The 18,020-nt window shown below is 64.6% G+C and carries 16 protein-coding genes; 3 read left to right on the top strand and 13 right to left on the bottom strand.

Translation table 11 applies throughout. From position 1 onward, the window contains the following. Positions 1 to 21 precede the first annotated feature (21 nt). The 5 genes from BA190_RS00540 to BA190_RS00560 all read right to left on the bottom strand — a co-directional run bounded on the left by BA190_RS00540 (position 22) and on the right by BA190_RS00560 (position 5,098). Positions 22 to 801, bottom strand: a complete 780-nt coding sequence (locus BA190_RS00540; protein ID WP_068281459.1) for a TerB family tellurite resistance protein — start codon at positions 799 to 801, stop codon at positions 22 to 24. 346 nt (positions 802 to 1,147) lie between these two features. Continuing rightward, on the bottom strand, positions 1,148 to 2,008 hold the full coding sequence (locus BA190_RS00545; protein ID WP_068281460.1) for a sugar phosphate isomerase/epimerase: 861 nt from the start codon (positions 2,006 to 2,008) through the stop codon (positions 1,148 to 1,150). Between the two features lie 9 nt (positions 2,009 to 2,017). Then, the gene (locus BA190_RS00550) at positions 2,018 to 3,163 is read right to left on the bottom strand and encodes a dihydrodipicolinate synthase family protein (protein WP_068281461.1); all 1,146 of its coding nucleotides are present in this window, start codon (positions 3,161 to 3,163) and stop codon (positions 2,018 to 2,020) included. A gap of 10 nt (positions 3,164 to 3,173) precedes the next feature. Next, positions 3,174 to 3,956, bottom strand: a complete 783-nt coding sequence (locus BA190_RS00555) for a 3-ketoacyl-ACP reductase (protein ID WP_156771305.1) — start codon at positions 3,954 to 3,956, stop codon at positions 3,174 to 3,176. Beyond that, on the bottom strand, positions 3,953 to 5,098 hold the full coding sequence (locus BA190_RS00560) for an acyl-CoA dehydrogenase family protein (RefSeq protein ID WP_068281462.1): 1,146 nt from the start codon (positions 5,096 to 5,098) through the stop codon (positions 3,953 to 3,955). The genes BA190_RS00555 and BA190_RS00560 overlap by 4 nt, the downstream gene beginning before the upstream one ends. Positions 5,099 to 5,256: 158 nt before the next feature. Here BA190_RS00560 and BA190_RS00565 point away from each other — a divergent pair, with 158 nt between their 5' ends. After that, positions 5,257 to 6,273: an aldo/keto reductase gene (locus BA190_RS00565; protein WP_068281463.1), complete on the top strand. Its 1,017-nt coding sequence runs from the start codon at positions 5,257 to 5,259 to the stop codon at positions 6,271 to 6,273. Then, complete coding sequence (locus BA190_RS00570) at positions 6,270 to 6,743, top strand: MaoC family dehydratase (RefSeq protein WP_068281464.1); 474 nt, start codon at positions 6,270 to 6,272, stop codon at positions 6,741 to 6,743. Before BA190_RS00565 ends, BA190_RS00570 begins: the two co-directional genes overlap by 4 nt. A gap of 78 nt (positions 6,744 to 6,821) precedes the next feature. Here BA190_RS00570 and BA190_RS00575 read toward each other — a convergent pair whose 3' ends face one another. Then, a complete protein-coding gene (locus tag BA190_RS00575) occupies positions 6,822 to 7,592 on the bottom strand; it encodes an enoyl-CoA hydratase/isomerase family protein (protein ID WP_068281465.1) in 771 nt (256 codons plus the stop codon). Next, complete coding sequence (locus BA190_RS00580; RefSeq protein ID WP_068281466.1) at positions 7,592 to 9,184, bottom strand: acyl CoA:acetate/3-ketoacid CoA transferase; 1,593 nt, start codon at positions 9,182 to 9,184, stop codon at positions 7,592 to 7,594. Before BA190_RS00580 ends, BA190_RS00575 begins: the two co-directional genes overlap by 1 nt. Before the next feature lie 161 nt (positions 9,185 to 9,345). Here BA190_RS00580 and BA190_RS00585 point away from each other — a divergent pair, with 161 nt between their 5' ends. Then, the gene (locus BA190_RS00585) at positions 9,346 to 10,164 is read left to right on the top strand and encodes an aldo/keto reductase (protein WP_068281467.1); all 819 of its coding nucleotides are present in this window, start codon (positions 9,346 to 9,348) and stop codon (positions 10,162 to 10,164) included. A 113-nt stretch (positions 10,165 to 10,277) separates the two neighbouring features. Here BA190_RS00585 and BA190_RS00590 read toward each other — a convergent pair whose 3' ends face one another. The 6 genes from BA190_RS00590 to BA190_RS00615 all read right to left on the bottom strand — a co-directional run bounded on the left by BA190_RS00590 (position 10,278) and on the right by BA190_RS00615 (position 17,944). Beyond that, positions 10,278 to 11,876, bottom strand: a complete 1,599-nt coding sequence (locus BA190_RS00590) for a GMC family oxidoreductase (protein WP_068281468.1) — start codon at positions 11,874 to 11,876, stop codon at positions 10,278 to 10,280. After that, the gene (locus BA190_RS00595; protein ID WP_068281469.1) at positions 11,876 to 13,375 is read right to left on the bottom strand and encodes an aldehyde dehydrogenase family protein; all 1,500 of its coding nucleotides are present in this window, start codon (positions 13,373 to 13,375) and stop codon (positions 11,876 to 11,878) included. Before BA190_RS00595 ends, BA190_RS00590 begins: the two co-directional genes overlap by 1 nt. A gap of 86 nt (positions 13,376 to 13,461) precedes the next feature. Beyond that, the gene (locus tag BA190_RS00600) at positions 13,462 to 14,490 is read right to left on the bottom strand and encodes a zinc-binding dehydrogenase (RefSeq protein WP_245314473.1); all 1,029 of its coding nucleotides are present in this window, start codon (positions 14,488 to 14,490) and stop codon (positions 13,462 to 13,464) included. 22 nt (positions 14,491 to 14,512) lie between these two features. After that, a complete protein-coding gene (locus tag BA190_RS00605) occupies positions 14,513 to 15,454 on the bottom strand; it encodes an ABC transporter permease (protein ID WP_068281471.1) in 942 nt (313 codons plus the stop codon). Positions 15,455 to 15,465: 11 nt separating this feature from the next. Continuing rightward, entirely contained in the window at positions 15,466 to 16,971 is a 1,506-nt protein-coding gene (locus tag BA190_RS00610; protein WP_068281472.1) for a sugar ABC transporter ATP-binding protein, read from the bottom strand. Positions 16,972 to 16,978: 7 nt separating this feature from the next. After that, positions 16,979 to 17,944: an ABC transporter permease gene (locus tag BA190_RS00615; RefSeq protein ID WP_068281473.1), complete on the bottom strand. Its 966-nt coding sequence runs from the start codon at positions 17,942 to 17,944 to the stop codon at positions 16,979 to 16,981. Positions 17,945 to 18,020 lie beyond the last annotated feature (76 nt).

Raw genomic sequence — 18,020 nt, forward strand, 5'->3', positions numbered from 1 at the left:
CCGCGCTTCCGGCACCGAGTTTCACCCGGATTTGCCGTCGCTCGGCGGCGGGCGGCGAGAGGACAGGCTTCCCCCCAGAAGTGCCTGCGAGAATTCGTCGATCAGCGCGAGTTCGCGATGATGACGAAAACCATCGCTGTCCGCCACCGCCAGACACATCTCGATCAGCTTGGCCTTCACGGCCGGCGCTGCCGCGTCCAGTTCGCGCAGGCTTGTTTTCACCGCGTCGGTCGACGGTCGCATGCGCCGGATCCATTGGCGGGTGCGCTCGATCTCGCCCGCGTCCAGGTCGATGTCCTCCGCGGCACACGCGGCCTCGACACGATCAAGCATCACCTTGACCTCCTCGCCCGACATTTGCAGGTCGGCCCTGGCAACCGCCACGGCGAGCACGAGGCCGCTCTCGCGCGCGACCCTGCGAATGACAGCCCAACGCTGCCCCATCTGTTCGCCGACGGGAGCATCGGCACGCGCCTGTGGCCAGGACAGGCCGAGTACCTGCCGATAGAACTCATCCAGGGGCTCCTGCAGAACGCCATCGGCGTCGGCGATCGACAGGATCCTGTCGAGGCGGAAGGAACGAAGGTCGCCTCGATCGTGGCTGTAGCCGAGAAGACGGGGCATGCCGTCGCGCCCCGGCTTGACCGACCAGAGCGTGACCGGCCGAAACCGTCGGCGGCCAGCCGCGTCCTGATATTCGATGACGAGGAGGAGACCGTTGACGCCGGCCCCACCCGAGGGCGGGCCCGCCTTTGCGGGCGAGGGTCCAGGCGGTCGAGCAGGTCCCGTTCTCTGGGGCATTGGCGACCTCTCGACACATACTCCCGGGCGGCAGGCGATCAGACGGCGGCAATCCGGGATCGGAAAGACCGCAGCCATCCGCCTGGACGATAGTGGCTATCCGATGTTTGAAGAGACAAAGCAGGAGCGTCAACAGGGCGGCCATCGATGCAATGGCTGATTTGCCTGAAATTCTTGCGGTGCCCGGCATCGCCGTGTGATCGCCGCCTGCGCGAGCGACGATCCGGGCAGCGCATCGCCGGCTTTCTGGAAATGAGCCTCCTGTTGGCGAATTGCCTTTTCGTGCGCGATCTTGCCGACGGGATGTAACGGCACCACGAGCGGCCATTGCCGACTGGCGGAACCTTCAGCAGACGGACCGAAAGCGCTCGACGCAGGTGTCGAGCACCTCGGCAGGATCACACTTCCACCAGTTCCCGGCTGAAAAGACCTCGACTTCGCAAAATCCGCGATAGCCCGCCTCTTCCACCGCCGCGCGCAACGATCTGAGATCGGCGACGCCATCCCCCATCATGCCGCGATCGAGCAGGACATCGCGTGTCTCGGCGAGCCAGTCGCACAGGTGATATCCGAGGATACGGTCCTTGCCGGCGCGCCGGAGTTCGCGCGCCAGAGAGGTGTCCCACCAGACATGATAGACATCGACCGCAATGCCGACATTGGCCGCGCCGACGGTGTCGCAGAGGTCGACGGCGTCTCGCACCGTCGCGAGGCAAGAGCGGTTGCCTGCATAGACCGGGTTGAGCGGCTCGAGCGCGAGGCTCACGCCCCTCTGCGCCGCATAGGGCGCGGCCTCGGCGACCCGTTCGGCCACGCGTTTGAGGCTTTCCTCCACCCCCAGGCTGTCGGGATCGATCCCGCCGACGACGATGGTGAGGATCGAGGTCCCGAGCCCCGCCGCCATGTCGATCGAAGCCTGGAACTCGTCTCGAAGAGCGGATAAAGGCCGGGGCGCCATCGGGCCTACCAGGAAGGGGCTGCGGCATAGGCCTGCCACTTCGAGGCCCGCCCGGCGGGCCCGATTGCCGATCTCGACGGCACGCTCCCCGATTTCCCGGCGCCAGAACACGATTCCGCCGAAGCCGCGCTCGGCGCATGCATCGATGACGCGCTCGACAGGCCAGCCGGCGCCATAGCCATCCAGATTATGCCCGAGCGTCGCGGTGTTGAGGGCGAGCGCCGAGTGATCCGTCGAGAAATCGCGCATCGTGGCGGCTCAAGCGCCGTAGAGGGCAAGCAGCTTGCGCATGCGATCGGCCGCCAACTCCGGGTCGCGCAGCAGGCCGCAGGCATCCGCATGTTTGAAAAGCTCGACGAAATAAGGCAGCGGCCGCATGGCCTGCGCCCCGCCCAGCATGACGAAATGCTCCTGGAAGCCATTGAGCCAGGCGAGGAAGACGACCCCCGTCTTGTAGAATTGGGTGGGCGCGCGGAAGATGAGCCGGGCCAGCGGGACGGTGGGATCCAGCACCGCATGGAACGCCCCGATGTCACCCTCCCCCAGTTTCTGGATGGCGAAAGCGGCCGCCGGCGCAAGGGGATCAAAAATGCCGAGAAGGGCGTGGGAAAAGCCGACCTTGTCGCCGGCGATCAATTCCGGATAGTTGAAGTCGTCGCCTGTATACATCTTGACGCCGACGGGAAGACGACGACGCATCGCGATTTCCTTGTCCTTGTCCAGGAGCGAGATCTTGATGCCCTCGACTTTCGCCGCGTTCTCTTGGACGACGCGCAGCGCCACGTCCATGGCAGCCTCGAAACCGTCGCTGCCCCAGTAACCCTTCAGCGCCGGATCGAACATGTCGCCGAGCCAGTGAAGAATGACGGGCCGGTCGCAACGCGCCAGCACATCGCCATAGACCTTCACATAGTCTTCCGGTGAAGTGGCGACGGCGGCCAGGGCACGGCTCGCCATCAGGATGAGGCGCCCTCCCAGGGCCTGGATGGCTTCCACCTGTTCGAAATAAGCGCGACGAACGTCGTCCAGCCCTCTCGCCTGGCTCGGCTCGAGCTGGTCTGTGCCGCATCCGTTGAAGACCAGCGCCTGCGGCAACTCCTCGCGGGTGCGCCTGATAAGCTCGAGCGCCCGAGGCCAGTCCAGGCCCATACCGCGCTGGGCTGTATCCATCGCCTCGGCAATGCCGAGGCCGAGATCGTTCAGATGGTGGCGGAACGCCATCGTTGCCTTCCAGTCGACCGTGGCCGGGCCGGAAGGATCATTGGCCGTGAACGGATCGGCCACGACATGGGCCGCCGAGAACACGACACGCGCCGCGTCGGCAGGCAAGCGGGCGGCCGGGATCACCTTGCCGCTGAGCCGATAGTCGAAGAAAGAGCCGTTGACATCGGGAAGACGGATCATTGCAGTTTCCTCAAAATCTCGGCACCAGCATGCCGGCATCCACGGCGATCACCTGGCCGGTCGTGTAGGGGAGCCTGCCGGTGGCGAGCGTCGCCATCACCGCCCCGACATCCTCCGGCCGGCCCAGGCGCCGCATCAGGGTCAGGCCCTCCTCGTCGATGCGCCGCTGATACAGGCCGGTCACCGATTGAGTCATGGCGGTCTCGATCAGGCCCGGCCTGATATCGTAGACGGCGATGTTCTCGCGCCCGAGCCGGACGGCGAACACCTTGCTCACCATGGCCGAACCGGCTTTCGAGACGCAATATTCCGCCCGTGGCTCGGCGACCGCATCGGCATTCGACGACGACACATTGACGATGGCATAGAAGCGCCCGTCATTGCGGTCGCGCGCAAGCACGCGCCTCGCCCATTTCTGGCACAGGAAGAACTGCGCCTTGGCGTTGACCGCCTGGCAGCGGTCGTAGCTTTCCTCGCTGACATCGAGAGGATCGCCGCGGCTCAGGACCGATACGCCCGCATTGTTGACGAGCGTCGAAAGTGGGCCCAAAGCCTTTTCGGCGAGGTCGAGCATGGCGTCATGCGCACCGATATCGGCTATGTCGCCGGCAATGCGGGTGACGGGCACATCGAGAACGCGCACGCGTTCCTCGGCCGCCTGCAGCTCCGCATCGTCGGCGGGTCCGTTCAAGGCGATCGCAAAACCGTTCCTGGCCAGTTCGACGGCAGCCGCCAGGCCGATCCCGCGGCTCGAGCCGGTGATGAAGGCTGCCTGCCGGATCGGGGTACTCATGCCAGCGCTCCATGCTTGAACAATTCGCGGGCGATGATCATGCGCTGGATCTGGTTGGTGCCTTCATAGATCTGGGTGATCTTGGCGTCGCGATAGAGGCGCTCGACCTCGAAGCCCCGGATGTAGCCGGAACCGCCGAAGACCTGGACGGCGTCGGCCGTGCGGGCCACCGCCATGTCACCCGCGAAGCATTTGGCGATCGAGCAGGCCTTCGTCGCATTGTCCCCGCGGTCGATCTTCACCGCCGCGCTGTGCACCAGAAGACGGGCCGCCTCGATATCCTTGGCCATGTCGGCAATCAACCATTGCACGCCCTGGAACTCGGCGATCGCCTTTCCGAACTGCTTGCGCTGGCGGGCATAGTCGACGGCCGCCTCGAGGCCGGCCTGGCCGATACCGACCGCGAGCGCCGCAATGCCGACACGGCCCTTGTCGAGCACGCTCATCATCATGTGGAAGCCCTTGCCGAGTTCGCCCAACAGGGCATCCGGCCCAAGCGCCACATTGGTGAAATTGAGCGCGCCGACCTGGCTGGCGCGCTGCCCCATCTTGTGCTCCTTGGGGCCCCGTTCGACGCCCTTGGCATTGAGATCGACGATGAAGATGCTCATGCCGCGATGGCCGGCCTCCTTGTCCGTCCGGGCCAGCACGAAGCCGACATCGGCGACCGGCGCGTTGTGGATCCAGATCTTGCCGCCGTTGAGGCGCCAGCCCTCTCCGTCCCGTTCCGCCGTGGTCCTGATGCCGGAAACATCCGTTCCGGCCTCCGGCTCGGTGATGCAATAGGCCACGCGCTTGGTTCCCCGCATCGCCGGCGCCAGCCAGGTCTCGCGCTGGGCCGGCGTGCCGTGCCGGACCAGCAGCGTGGAGATGAGCTCCACCAGGCCGCATTGATCGGCGACCGAGGCATAGCCCCTCGAAAGCTCTTCCATCACGAGCGCGTAGGTCAGGGTGTCGAAGCCCGGGCCGCCCATGGCCTCGGGGACGCCGATGCCAAACAGCCCGAGTTCGCCCATCTGCTCATAGATCTCGTGGGGGAAACGCTCCTCGCGATCGAGCCCCTCGGCCAGCGGTTTGACGACCTCGTCGGCGAACTGCCGCGCCATGTCGCGCACCTGCATCTGCGTTTCGCCCGGATACATGCGCTTCTCCCCTTTTGTAACTATCTAGTTACTGCTATAACGCACGTGGATCAAACGGGTCAAGCCTGACGATCCCCTCGAAATCGGCAGGTCATCGGCCTGATCGGGGCGAGGCCAGGTCAGGCAAGCCACCAAGAGCGATGCCAACGGAGGAAACCATGAAGCCATCGGAAAAGCGGAAATTCGGCCGCAGCAACATCGAGGTCACCGCCTTTGCCTTCGGGACGGCGCCGATCGGGAATTTCTTGCGCGAGATCAGTGAACCGGTTGCCGACGAGATGGTGCAGCATGCCTGGAATGCCGGCGTGCGCTTCTACGATACCGCGCCGATGTACGGCCATGGCCTTTCGGAATTGCGCCTGGGGCAGGCGCTGCGCTGGAAGAGGCGCGACGATTTCGTGGTCGCCTCGAAGGTGGGGCGCGTCCTGCACCCGGCCAGGCGCTCCCAAATCGACTTCTCGCCCTGGGTGAATGCGGCCCCCAACACGATGAGTTTCGACTACAGCTATGACGGCACGCTGAGGGCGTTCGAGGATTCCCTGCAGCGGCTCGCGCTCGAGCGCATCGACATGCTGTTCATTCACGATATCGACCGTTTCACCCGCGGCGACGACCAGCCGGAGGTTTTCAGGCAAGCCATGGATGGATGCTGGCGCGCCCTGGAGCGCCTGCGCTCGGAAGGCGCAGTGAAGGCGATCGGCGTCGGCGTCAACGAGTGGGAAGTCTGTCATGAGGCGCTCAAGCAGCGCGATTTCGACTGCTTCCTTCTGGCCGGCCGCTACACGCTGCTCGAACAGGAGGCCCTCGACGGCTTCCTGCCGCTTTGCGAAGAGCGCGGCGCTGCCGTGCTGGTTGGCGGCGGCTTCAATTCCGGAATCCTGGCAACCGGCGCGGTGCCCGGTGCGAAGTACAATTACGCCCCCGCCCCGGCCGCGGTGATGGAGAAGGTCGCCAGGATCGAGGCGGTGTGCCGGGACCACAAGGTGCCGCTTGCCGCTGCGGCGCTCCAATTCGTGGTTGCCCACCCCGCCATCCCGGCCTTCTGCGCCGGGACGCGCACGGTGGAGCAGCTCGACCAGAACCTGGCATGGTTCAGCCACCCCATTCCGCCGGATTTCTGGGCCGAACTGAAAAGCAAACGATTGCTGCGCGAGGACGCACCGGTGCCGACATGAACGAGATCGCACCTGACACCGGTCGCCGCCTGGCGGCGACCGGTCTGCGCTATGACGATGTCTCCATCGGGGATTGGTTCGACACACCAGCCAGGCATGTCGGCACCGAACTGATCGACGCCTTCGCCGAACTGACCGGTGACCGCTTCGAGATCCATATGGACGACGATGCGGCGCGAGCCCACGGCTTTGCCTCGCGCGTCGCGCATGGCCTGCTGGTCCTGTCGCTCGTCGACGGGCTGAAGAACCAGGCGCAGGCCCGCTTCATCGCCATCGCCTCGCTGGGGTGGAATTTTCGGTTCGAACGCCCGGTGCTGGCCGGCGACACAATCCTCGCGCGCGTGAGCATCAAGGACAAGCGAACGACGTCGCGGCCCGAGCGGGGCATTCTCACGCTCGCCTTTTGCGTGCGCAAGCAGACCGGGGAGATCGTCCAGTCCGGGGAAAACAAGTTGATGGTCTATCGCTGAGGCTGCAGCAAAGATGCGTTCTTCTCGACGATCGGCGCGTTTTACCCTCCCCTGGAGGGGGAGGGTAAAATCCAGCCTTCAGAATTTCGGCGGCCGCCGCTCACGGAAGGCGGCGAGGCCCGCCTGCAACTCGTGCGACCGTGCGGCCGCCATGCCGGCCAGGCAGTCGAACACACGCTCCGTCTCCTCCGCTTCGGCAGCATTCACCAACATCTTCGTCATTTCGGTTGCCAAGGGCGCGCGCAAGCACACCTTTTCGGCAACCGCCATGGCCCGGGCAAGCCCCTGGCCGGTTTCCACCACCTCGTCCACGATGCCGAGTTCGCGCGCTTCCCTTGCCGTCAGGATTTCGCCGAAGATCGCCATGCGCCGTACCGCCTGCGCACCGAAGCGGCGTGTCGCCCGCTGCGTACCCGACCAACCCGGAATGATGCCGAGCCCGGTCTCCGGCTGCCCGATCTTGGCGTGGGCCTCCGCAATGCGATAGTCCGCGCAGGCGGCAAGCTCCAGGCCGCCGCCCAAGGCATGGCCGTTCAGCACGGCGATGAGAGGCTGGCGCAGACGAGCCAGCGCATCGAAGGCAGCGTGTCCCTCGCGCACCCAGAACCGACCGAAATCCTCCGGAGTCTCCCGGCTCCAGGCCTCGATGTCGCCGCCCGCCGAAAACGCCTTCGCCCCTGCCCCGGTCATGACAGCGACGCGGATGCTCGCGTTGCGCTCGATGAGGGCGCACAGACGCTGCAGCTCCGCCACCATGGCGGCATCGAAGGCGTTGAGCTTGCCTTCTCGCGCGATGACGATGCTCGCGACAGGCCCCTCGATCCGCAGCCGAACGCCATCCTCGCCCATCACTCGGCCGCCTCCCTGGTGACCGCCGGCCTGCTGCGGCGATCGGGCTCGAACAGGTCTGCCGGCATCGATGAGAGGGGTTCGGCAACCGCGAGCGGAAAGGCAGCCTGGTCGAGGATATCGCGCTTGAGATCGACGCCGGGCGCGATCTCCGTGACGGTCAGCCGGCCTGCGATCAGCTTCAGCACGCAGCGCTCGGTGACATAGGTCACGTCCTGCTTCTGCAGCGTGGCGCGCTTGCCGGAGAACGAGACCTGGTCGACCTCGGGCACGAGCTTGGCGACCTTGCCCTCCTTCTCGATCCTCAGCTTGCCATCGGCCACCGACAGTTTCGCACCGGCATTGAAATAGCCCGAGAACACGATCTTCCTGGCGCGCGAGGTGATGTCGACGAAACCTCCGGCGCCGGCCGTCACGTGCGGGCGCACCGCCAGCTTGGAGACGTTGACGGAACCATCCTCGCCGATCTGCAGGAAGGACAGCAGGGAGGCATCGAAGCCGCCGGCCTGGAAATAGGTGAACTGATGCGGCGAGGCCACGAACGCCTCGGCGTTGGAGGAGCAGCCGAACTTGAAGTCAAGCAACGGGATGCCGCCGACGGCGCCCTGCTCGATCACCCAGGTGATCTCGCCATGCCGGCCTTCCTCCAGCAGGATACGCGGAACATTCGCCGAAATACCGAAGCCGATATTCACCGCCCAGCCGTTCTCGAGTTCCATCGCCACCCGGCGAGCCATCACCTTGGCCGCATCGAAGGCGGGAAGCGTGAACGTATCAAGGGGGCGAAACAGCTCACCCGATATCGCCGGGTCATAGGCGGTTGCCGTCGTCTGCAACTGGTCCGGCGCCTCGACGATGATGTCGACGAGGATGCCGGGCACCCTGACGTCATGCGGACGCAGCGTGCCCGATTGGGCGATCCGCTTGACCTGCGCAATGACGGTGCCGCCGGAATTATGCGCAGCCAGTGCCAGTTCCATGGCGCCGAGATAGGCGCCTTCATGCTCGAAGGTCAGATTGCCGCGCTCGTCCGCCGTCGAAGCCCTGATGATGGCGACATCCGGTGCGATCGCCGGAAAATAGAGCCACTCGTCGCCCTCGAACTGGACCTTGCGCACGATCGGGCGCGACCGGGCGCGATCGTTCATGGCGCAACCGTCGAGTGCCGGGTCGACAAAGGTGTCGAGCCCGACCTTGGTCAGGACGCCGGGGCGTTTTCCGGCTGCTTCCCGGAGGATGTCGAACAGGATGCCGCTGGGCACGTTGTAGGCACTGATCCTGTTCTCGCCGAGCATCTTCCAGATCAGCGGCGGCTCCGCCGAAGACGGTCCCGACGGATAGGACCCACCGATGATCGTATCGATGAGGCCGTCCTGGGCGAGATGGTCGACGCCCTTGGTGCCGAACATGTCGCCGGCGGCAATCGGGTGGATCATAGTGAGCTGGCGGGGGTGCCCCTCTTCGCGATACCGCTCGCCGAGCGCCTGGAGAACCAGGTCCGGGCAGCAAAGGCCGCTGGAGGAATTCACGGCAACGACCGCCTTGTCGCCGATGCGCTGCACCGCCTCGAGCGCGCTCCTGATTTTGGACATCGTCTCCTCGCGAGGATTTTTATAAGTAACTATATGGTTAGTACCTTATAGCGATGACGCCTTCAACTCCTTTTCTCCGCGGCCCGACCAGGCTGGCTTGCCGGCCGCCAAAACACGATATATAAGTAACTAGATAGTGCGATAAAGAGGAAACGATAGGGATGAGCATCTATTTCACACGGACGTTCCAGCGCTCTTTCGGCACCTACCCCCTGCGCGGCGACGCCTGCCGGCAGGCAATCGAGACGGCACTGGTGACCGGATATCGCGCCTTCGATACCGCACAGATGTATGAGAACGAAGCCGAGGTCGGTGAGAGCCTGGCCAATGGCGGCGTGAAGCGGGACGAGCTTTGCGTCACCACCAAGGTCGGCATCCACAATTTCTCGGAAGAGCGCTTTCTCCCGTCGGTCGAACAAAGCCTGAGGGACCTTCGGGTCGACTTCGTCGACGTCCTGCTGCTGCACTGGGCGCCGGCCGATGGCAATATCGCTCCCTCGCTCGGGCTCCTGCAAAAGGCGCGGGAACTGGGCCTCGCCCGCCACATCGGCGTCTCGAACTACACGGCAGGCATGATGAGGCAGGCCAGGTCGATGGTCGACGCCCCCCTCGTCACCAACCAGGTCGAGTTTCACCCCTTCCTCAATCAGGATATCCTGCTGGCGGCCGCCAACGAGACCGGCATCCCGCTCTCATCCTATTGCTCGGTCGCCCGCGGAAAGGTCTTCGAACAGCCCCTCTTCGGCGAGATCGGCCAGGCCTACGGGAAGACGGCGGGACAGGTCGTCCTGCGCTGGATTCTCCAAAAAGGCGTGCCGCTGAACACGATGTCGACCAAGCCGGAGAACATCCGCTCGAACTTCGACATCATGGATTTCACGCTGTCGAGCATCGACATGGCGCGGATCGACGCGCAGACCCAGAAGAACCTGCGCATCGTCGGACGCGACCTCATCCCCTGGGCGCCGGAATGGGACTGAGGCGGCTGCCGGCTCTTCCTGGCAGCGAGGACGTCCTCGTCCGCTCTTGGAAGCACTGCGCTTGCCGATAGAAGAGCGGACGAGGACGTCCGCACCCCGGGAAAACCCCTCTCTCACATATTCCCGCGGATCAGGTCCGTTGCCTTCTCGCCGACCATGATCGCGGCCGCATTGGTATTCGAGCCAATCAGGCTGGGGAAGGTCGAGCTGTCGCAGATGCGGATCCGGTCGAGGCCACGTACGCGCAGTTGGGGATCGACCACGGCCATGGCATCGATGCCCATCTTGCAGGTGCCGCTGGGGTGATAGGAGGTCCTGCCATAGCGGCGCGCATAGTCCGCGAACTGGGCATTGGTCCTGACATCGTCTCCCGGCAGGTGCAGGCGCTTGATGAACTTCTGCAGGGAAGGCTTGGCGAAGATTTCCCGGCTGATCCGTACTCCCTCGGCGGAAACCCGGACATCGTCCGGCTCCGCCAGGAAATTCGGGTCGACGATCGGATTGATGGCGGGATCCGACGACGCCAGCCGGACCGATCCGCGGCTCTTGGGGCGAAGGGTGTAGGAGTTCAGCGTGATCCCCGATCCGGAGGGCACCGTGGGCACGCCCGCTTCGGCGCCCGCGCCGGCCAGGAAGTGGAATTGCAGGTCCGGTATCGCGGCACCGGCATCGCCATACCAGAAGGCCCCGCCCTCGACGACGTTGGAGGTCACCGGCCCGGACTTGAAGAGCAGGTATTGGAGCCCCGCCCACAGCATCCAATGCCACTTGTTGTATTTGTCGAGGCTGGTCGGACCCTTTAGTTCGGCCACGATATCGACGCCGAAATGATCGTTGAGGTTCTCGCCTACGCCCGGCAAATCCTCGACGACCTCGATTCCCAGCTTCTTGAGATGATCGGCTGGACCGACACCTGAAAGCATCATGATCTTGGGCGATCCGATCGCGCCGGATGTGACGAGGACCTCGCTCTCCGCTCTGGCGGTGACGAGCTGACCGTTCCTGACGAATTCGACGCCAATGGCGCGTGCCTTCTGGAACAGGATGCGCCGGACCAGGCAGCCGGTCTCGACGGTGAGATTGAATCGCTTCGCCGCTGGCTTGAGATAGCCGACGGCGGCCGAGCAGCGCCGTCCATTGCGGATGGTGGTCTGGTAGATTCCCGCGCCTTCCTGCGCCTTGCCGTTGAAGTCGGGATTATAGGGCATGCCGAACTCCTGGCAGGCCTGGACGAAGGCCCGCGACATCGGCTGCGGATCGGGCAGGTTCGAGACGCCCAGCGGCCCATCCGCGCCGTGCATCTCGCCCGATAGAATGGTGTTGCCCTCGGAGCGGATGAAATAGGGCAGCACCTCCTTGAAAGACCAGCCGGCCGCCCCCTCCTCGCCCGCCCAGCGGTCGAAATCGGCGGCATGGCCCCTGGTATAGATCTCCGCATTGATCGAGGAGCCGCCGCCGATCACCTTGGCCTGGGCATAGGGGATCTCCCGGCCGCCGGCGTGGCGCTGCGGCGCCGTCTTGAGCCCCCAGGTCAGCGGCCCCGACGTCATCTTGGCGAAGCCGACCGGCATGTGGATATAGGGGTTGCTGTCGCGGCCGCCGGCCTCCAGCAGCAATACGCGCACGGCGGGGTTCTCGCTGAGGCGCGCCGCGAGCACGCAGCCCGCCGAGCCGCCGCCGACGATCACATAATCGTAGCCAACTTCCTTCATCAGCGCACCCAAGGCTCGCGCTTGCCAATCTCGATATGGACGGACTTGATCTGGGTATACTCCTCGATGCCGTAAGAGCCAGCCTCGCGTCCCCAGCCCGACTGCTTGAACCCGCCGAGGGGAAGTTCCGGGCCGCCGGCCAGCGTGGTGTTGACCCAGAAGCGGCCGGCGCGGACACGGCGCGTCACATTCAAGGCCTTGTCGATATTCTTCGTCCACACGCTCGCGGCCAGGCCATAGACGGTGTCATTGGCCATGGCGATCGCTTCGTCCTCGCCGTCGAAGGGCATGACCGCCAGCACGGGGCCGAAAATCTCGTCGCGGGAGATCGCCATAGCGCTGGTGACGTCTCCGAACAGGGTGGGCGCGATATAATGGCCGCGGCCGAAGTCAAGCGCACCGCCGCCGCAGACCAGGCGCGCGCCTTCCTCCTTGCCCCTGGCGATATAGTCGAGAATGGTGGTGTTCTGGGCCGTCGTCGTGATGGCGCCGATCTGGGTGCTCGGATCGAGCGGATCGCCAACCTTGACCTTGGCCAGCTTGGCGGCGACCAGCTTCTCGAACTCGCTCGCCACCGAGCGTTCTACGATCAGGCGGCTGCCGCTCACGCAACACTGCCCGGTGTTGAAGCCAATGCCGAAGGCCACGCCATCGGCGGCATCCTCCAGGTCTGCATCCGCGAAGACGATCTGCGGATTCTTGCCTCCGAGTTCCAGGCCGAGCTTCTTGAAATTGCCGCCGGCGGCCTCGACGCAGCGCCGCCCCACGGAAGTCGAGCCCGTGAAGGACACCATGTCGATATCCAGATGCTCGGTCATGGCCTGGCCGATGACGCTGCCCGAGCCGGTGACGACATTGTAGCAGCCGTCGGGGAGCCCCGCTTCCGACAGGATCTCGGCCAGCAGGAGGGTCGTGGCCGACGTCACCTCGGAGGGCTTTGCGACGATGGTGCAGCCGGCCGCGAGGATATAGGGCACCCTTTCGCACAGGATCAAGAAGGGGAAGTTCCACGGGGTGATCAGGCCGACCACGCCGATCGGCTCCCGGGTGACCAGGCCGAACATGCCGTCGCCCAGATTGTTGAAGGCATCGCCATGCAGCGTCCTGGCGAGACCGGCCGCATATTCGAACATGCCGGCGCAGCCATCCACTTCCGCCCGCGCCTGGCTGATGGGCTTGCCGTTCTCCAGGGTTTCCCAATAGGCGAGTTCCGCGGCACGACTGCGCAGGATCTGGGCGGCGCGCAGGAGCACGTTCGCCCGCTCGACGGCCGGGATCCTCGACCAGCGCCCGTCCTCGAAAGCACGCCGCGCAGCCTTGACGGCAAGGTCCAGGTCTTCCCTGGTGCATTTTGGAATGCGCGTCACCGGCACGTCATGGCCCGGGCTGCGGCGTTCGAAATAGGCCCGCTCCCCCGCCTCCATCCGCTTTCCGTCGACAAAAAAGCCAAACGTCCTGGGACTGTCGGGAAGCGACTGTCTACCGACGACCTGATCCATATTCTGAATCCTCTCGATCTATGAGCAATTATCGGGGCGCCGAAGGCGCAGTTGTTTCGTTGTTTCGAAGCGATCTGCCGATGCCGTCACGCGGTCGTGTCGATCTGGGTCTTCAGGACGGCCGGCCGGTCCTGGATCGTCTCGAAGGCCGATTGAATCGCGCTCAGCGGCACGACCGTGCCGGTGAAGGGCTCGACCTGGAAGCGCCCGTGGCTCAGCAGCGTCAGGGCATCGTGCATGTCCTGGCCGATGCCCGCCACAGAGCCCTTGACCGAGTTCTCGCGCAGGACCGTTTCGAGCAAGGGAAGCGGTACGCTGTCATTGGGTCCCGTGATGCCGAAGGCAGCAACATGGCCTCCGGGACGAATGAGCCTGAAAGCCTCGGCATAGAGTGCGGTGGCGCCGACGCTTTCGATCACCACGTCTGCCCCACGTCCCTGCGTCATTTCGACGACCAGCCTGCGGGCCTCCTTGGGATCGGTGATGACGAGATCGGCGCCAGCCTTCTCGGCAAGCGCCGCGCGAGGCTGCGACGGCTCCACGGCGATGATCGGCGCGGCACCGACGAGACGCATCATCTGGATGTGGAGGTTGCCGATCGGCCCGGCACCGAGCACGACGACCGACATGCCGAAACCGATGCCGGATTTGCGTGCGGCCCTGACGACACAGGCAACCGGCTCCGTCAGCGCCAGCAGTTCGGGCGTCGCTTCGCTGGGTGCTGGGATGACCAGCCGCGCGGGAACCGCGACGAACTCGGCAAAGCCGCCATCGCGATGGATCCCGATCTGGCTGACCGCCTGGCAGTTGAGCACCTCGCCGCGGCGGCAAAAGTAGCAATGTCCGCAGCCGATATTGACATCCGCGACGACACGCTGCCCGACCTGCAAGCCCTCGCCCCTGTCCCCCACGCGGCTCACCGTGCCGGTGAACTCATGCCCGGGAATGAAAGGCAGGGTGTCGGCGGCATAGTGGCCCTTGAAGATGTGGATGTCGGTGCCGCAGATGCCGCAGCGGTCCACCTTGATGAGAGCGTCATCCGGGCCGATCCGAGGGATGGGAACCTCCCGGACTTCGAATGCCCCGGGGCGGGTGAGCACTGCGGCTCGCATCATGTCCATGTCGCCAGTCCCTCGCTTATTTCACGATCCGCATCTTCGAGCGGTCGATGGTGAGAGCGATCGCAACGATCAGCACGATGCCGAAGAAGATCTGCTGCCCCGTCGCGGGGATGTTGAGATAGAGCATGCTCGCGCGTACGACCGCGACGATCATCGCGCCGATGAGCGTGTTGACGACACCGCCGACGCCGCCCGTGAGCGGGGTGCCGCCGACCAGCACCGCGACGATGGCCGGCAGGAGGAAGCCCTCGGCCAGGGTCGGCGAGCCACCCGACAGCTTGACCGAGAACATCAGCCCCGCGATCGCCGCGAACAGGCCCGAAAGCGCGAAGGCCAGGACCTTGTAGCGCTCGACGCGGATGCCCGATGCCACGGCGGCAAGCTCGCCCGCACCCACGGCCTTCAGCGTGCGCCCGGCGGTCGTCCGGCTTTGAATGAACCAGGCGATCGCAAGCAACCCCAGCGAAACGATGAGTTCGTGGGGAATCCCGGCGGTTCTGCCGAACATCCAGCCGAATGCCTGGTCCCTTGCCGCCACGTCCATGTGCAAGGCGCGCTGGCCCGACGCGAACTGGCCGACGGAAAGGGCAAGGCCGCCGACCGCCAGGGTTGCGATGAAGGAGGGCACCTTGAGCCTCGTCGTCACCAGGCCGGAGACGGCACCGAACGACAGGCCGACCAGTGCGATCAGGAGCGCGCTGAAGACGCCGAGATAGGGCAGCGACAAGGTGGCGAGCACCGTCGTCATGTTCGCCACGGATTGAGCCGAAAGATCGATGCCGCCGATATAGATGGCGAGCGTCATGCCGAGCGCCATGATGAACAGGGGCGCGATGTCGGCGCCGAGCTCCATAAGGTTCTGCGGCCTGAGGAAGGTGGGGTCCATGGCGCCGACGAGCAGGATCAGCACGACGAGCGTGATCCACGGGAAATGGCGTTTTAGCTGGTGGAGGCTCATCACCCTGGCACTCACGTCATGTGATGAAGCAGGTCGTAGAGGGAGGGCTTTGCGCCTGGCTGACAGTTGAACCATTTTTGGATCTCGCCATCCTTGACAACGGCTATGGTGTGACTGAGGCCGATGGCCTCTTCGAGCGTATCGGCGATGAGCACGATGCCCACCCCATCGGCCGACATCTCCCGGATCATTTCGTAGACGTCCTCCTTGGCGCCGATGTCGAGGCCGCGCGTGGGGTGGTCGAGGAGGATGATGTTCGAGCCGCCGCTGCGCCATTTGGCGAGCACGACCTTCTGCTGATTGCCGCCCGAGAGGTTTCCGCAATCGGCATTCTCCGAGGAGGCCTTGATCGACAGGCGCTTGATCCAGTCGCGGGCGAGCTTGCGCTCGGAGCCGATGTCCAGAACGCCTGCCCTGGCATAGTTGCCGAGCTGCGAGAGCGTCATGTTCTCGAAGACGTTCATGCCGCCGACGATGCCTTCGATCTTGCGCTCCCTGGGAACATAGCCGATGCCGCGGGCAACGCCCTGCGACGGACCGAAATCCTGCACCTGGCTGCCATGGAGCGCCAAGGTGCCCGATTGCATCCTCTCGAGCCCGAAGATCGTGCGCAGGATCGCCTCGCTCCCGGAACCCTCGACCCCGACGAGCGCCAGCACTTCACCGGCATGCAGCTTGAGGGAAATGTCGTGGTAGTGGCCCGGCAGGCTGATCCGGTCGGCCTGCAGGAGCAGCTTCTGGACATCGTAGGGGTGTTGCTTTTCTTCCCGGTAATATTCCTGGTTGATGTCGCGGCCGACCATCTTCTGCTGGATGTCTTCGGCCTTGGCCTCGGTGCCCTTGACGACGTCGACCACCGCGCCGTCCTTCAAGACATAGATGCGATCGGACAGCTCGATGACTTCGTCGAGGCGATGCGAGACGAAGATGAAGGAGGCCCGCTTGCGCAGGTCCCGCACCAGGCTGAACAGGAGGCCGATCTCCTCCTTCGAAAGAACCGAGGTCGGCTCGTCGAGGAGGATTACCAGATTGCCATGTACGCGCTCCTCCAGCGTCAGCACCTTCGCCAGTTCGACCAGCTGGCGCTGGGCGAAGGAGAGCTTCGAAGTGACCGTCCTGGGGTCGATCTGCAGCTTGACCTTCTTCAACTGCTCGCTCGCCGCCTTCGCCATGCGCTTCCAGTCGATCTTGCCGAAGCGGGCGAACTGCTTCTCGAAGCCGAGGAAGATGTTCTCCATCACGCTCAGATTGGGAATGAGCGACTGCTCCTGGAAGACCATGCCGACGCCGCGATCCATGGCTTCGCGCGGGTTCTGGAAACGGACGGGCTTGCCATCGACGAGAACCTCGCCGCCGTCATGCTGGACGGCGCCATAGATCACCTTCATCAGCGTGGACTTGCCGGCACCGTTTTCGCCGACGAGCCCGATGATCTCGCCGCGGTCGATCTGGAAATTGATGCCCTTCAGCGCATGGACGCCGGGGAAGCGTTTTTCGACGTTTCGAAGTTCGAACATGGCGCGCCTACTTCACGAAGGCCAGCGATCGACGATCGGTGGACAGATAGACTGCGGTGATGACCAGGAGGCCGAGGACGCCGTCCTGGACGTAGCTCGGCAGGCCGATCACCACCATGCCATTGCCGATGACGTTGACGATCAGCACGCCGACCAGCGTGTTCCAGACGCCGCCGGCGCCGCCCCAGAGCGCCGTGCCGCCGACGACGACCGAGGTGATCGAGATGAACATGAAGTTGCGGCCGGTCACTGTCTCGGCGATGCCGATCTGGGCCACGGCGAGAATGGCGCCGAGAGCATAGAAGACACCGGCGATCATGAAGCAGATGACCCGCACCCGGGAGACATTGAGCCCGGATGCATGGGCCAGGTCCTCGCCGCCACCGACGGCATAGAAATTTCGCCCGATGGTCGTCTGCGTCTGGATGAACCAGCCGGCGACCAAGGCCGCGAGCGCCACATAGGCCATCAGCGGAAAGCCGCCGAGCCTGTAGGTGAGCAGCGAACGAAAGAGCGGATCCTCGACCAGGATGCGGTCTCCGCCGGTGATCAGCAGCGAAAGGCCGATCCCGACAAACCCCATCGACAGGCTGGCCATGAAGGAGGGAATCTTCAGGCGGACATGGATGAGGCCGGTGATGGCACCGAAGATCGCCCCGACCGCCATGGCGCCTGGGATCGCCAGCCAGCCCCACCCGGCAAGGGAGCCGCCCAACGCTCCGAACAGCGTCGCGAACAGAACCGCGCAGACCGCGACCGAGCCTTCCATCGACAGGTCGATGGAACCCATCAGGATGACGAATGTCACGCCCACCGCGACCATCAGCGCCGGCGTCGACGAGATCGCGATGCGGGCGAAATTGCGCACCGAGAGGAAATTGGGATTGACGACCGAGAAGAACAACACCAGCGCCAGGAGCACCAGGACCGGCGCCCATTTCTGAATATTATCCTTGGTGAGCAAGCTATCCATGTCGCGCTCTTGCATCAGAGGGAATGGGACGCAGGCGCACGCCCCCATAGCGTTTTGCGATTTGGTGGGATCACCG

It is taken from the genome of Labrys sp. WJW (assembly GCF_001676615.1).
Lineage (GTDB): Bacteria > Pseudomonadota > Alphaproteobacteria > Rhizobiales > Labraceae > Labrys > Labrys sedimenti.

Bases quoted from the DNA above. Each gene is read 5' to 3' on its own strand.
- BA190_RS00540 (WP_068281459.1), bottom strand. From the start codon at position 801: ATGCCCCAGAGAACGGGACCTGCTCGACCGCCTGGACCCTCGCCCGCA.
- BA190_RS00545 (WP_068281460.1), bottom strand. From the start codon at position 2,008: ATGCGCGATTTCTCGACGGATCACTCGGCGCTCGCCCTCAACACCGCG.
- BA190_RS00550 (WP_068281461.1), bottom strand. From the start codon at position 3,163: ATGATCCGTCTTCCCGATGTCAACGGCTCTTTCTTCGACTATCGGCTC.
- BA190_RS00555 (WP_156771305.1), bottom strand. From the start codon at position 3,956: ATGAGTACCCCGATCCGGCAGGCAGCCTTCATCACCGGCTCGAGCCGC.
- BA190_RS00560 (WP_068281462.1), bottom strand. From the start codon at position 5,098: ATGTATCCGGGCGAAACGCAGATGCAGGTGCGCGACATGGCGCGGCAG.
- BA190_RS00565 (WP_068281463.1), top strand. From the start codon at position 5,257: ATGAAGCCATCGGAAAAGCGGAAATTCGGCCGCAGCAACATCGAGGTC.
- BA190_RS00570 (WP_068281464.1), top strand. From the start codon at position 6,270: ATGAACGAGATCGCACCTGACACCGGTCGCCGCCTGGCGGCGACCGGT.
- BA190_RS00575 (WP_068281465.1), bottom strand. From the start codon at position 7,592: ATGGGCGAGGATGGCGTTCGGCTGCGGATCGAGGGGCCTGTCGCGAGC.
- BA190_RS00580 (WP_068281466.1), bottom strand. From the start codon at position 9,184: ATGTCCAAAATCAGGAGCGCGCTCGAGGCGGTGCAGCGCATCGGCGAC.
- BA190_RS00585 (WP_068281467.1), top strand. From the start codon at position 9,346: ATGAGCATCTATTTCACACGGACGTTCCAGCGCTCTTTCGGCACCTAC.
- BA190_RS00590 (WP_068281468.1), bottom strand. From the start codon at position 11,876: ATGAAGGAAGTTGGCTACGATTATGTGATCGTCGGCGGCGGCTCGGCG.
- BA190_RS00595 (WP_068281469.1), bottom strand. From the start codon at position 13,375: ATGGATCAGGTCGTCGGTAGACAGTCGCTTCCCGACAGTCCCAGGACG.
- BA190_RS00600 (WP_245314473.1), bottom strand. From the start codon at position 14,490: ATGATGCGAGCCGCAGTGCTCACCCGCCCCGGGGCATTCGAAGTCCGG.
- BA190_RS00605 (WP_068281471.1), bottom strand. From the start codon at position 15,454: ATGAGCCTCCACCAGCTAAAACGCCATTTCCCGTGGATCACGCTCGTC.
- BA190_RS00610 (WP_068281472.1), bottom strand. From the start codon at position 16,971: ATGTTCGAACTTCGAAACGTCGAAAAACGCTTCCCCGGCGTCCATGCG.
- BA190_RS00615 (WP_068281473.1), bottom strand. From the start codon at position 17,944: ATGGATAGCTTGCTCACCAAGGATAATATTCAGAAATGGGCGCCGGTC.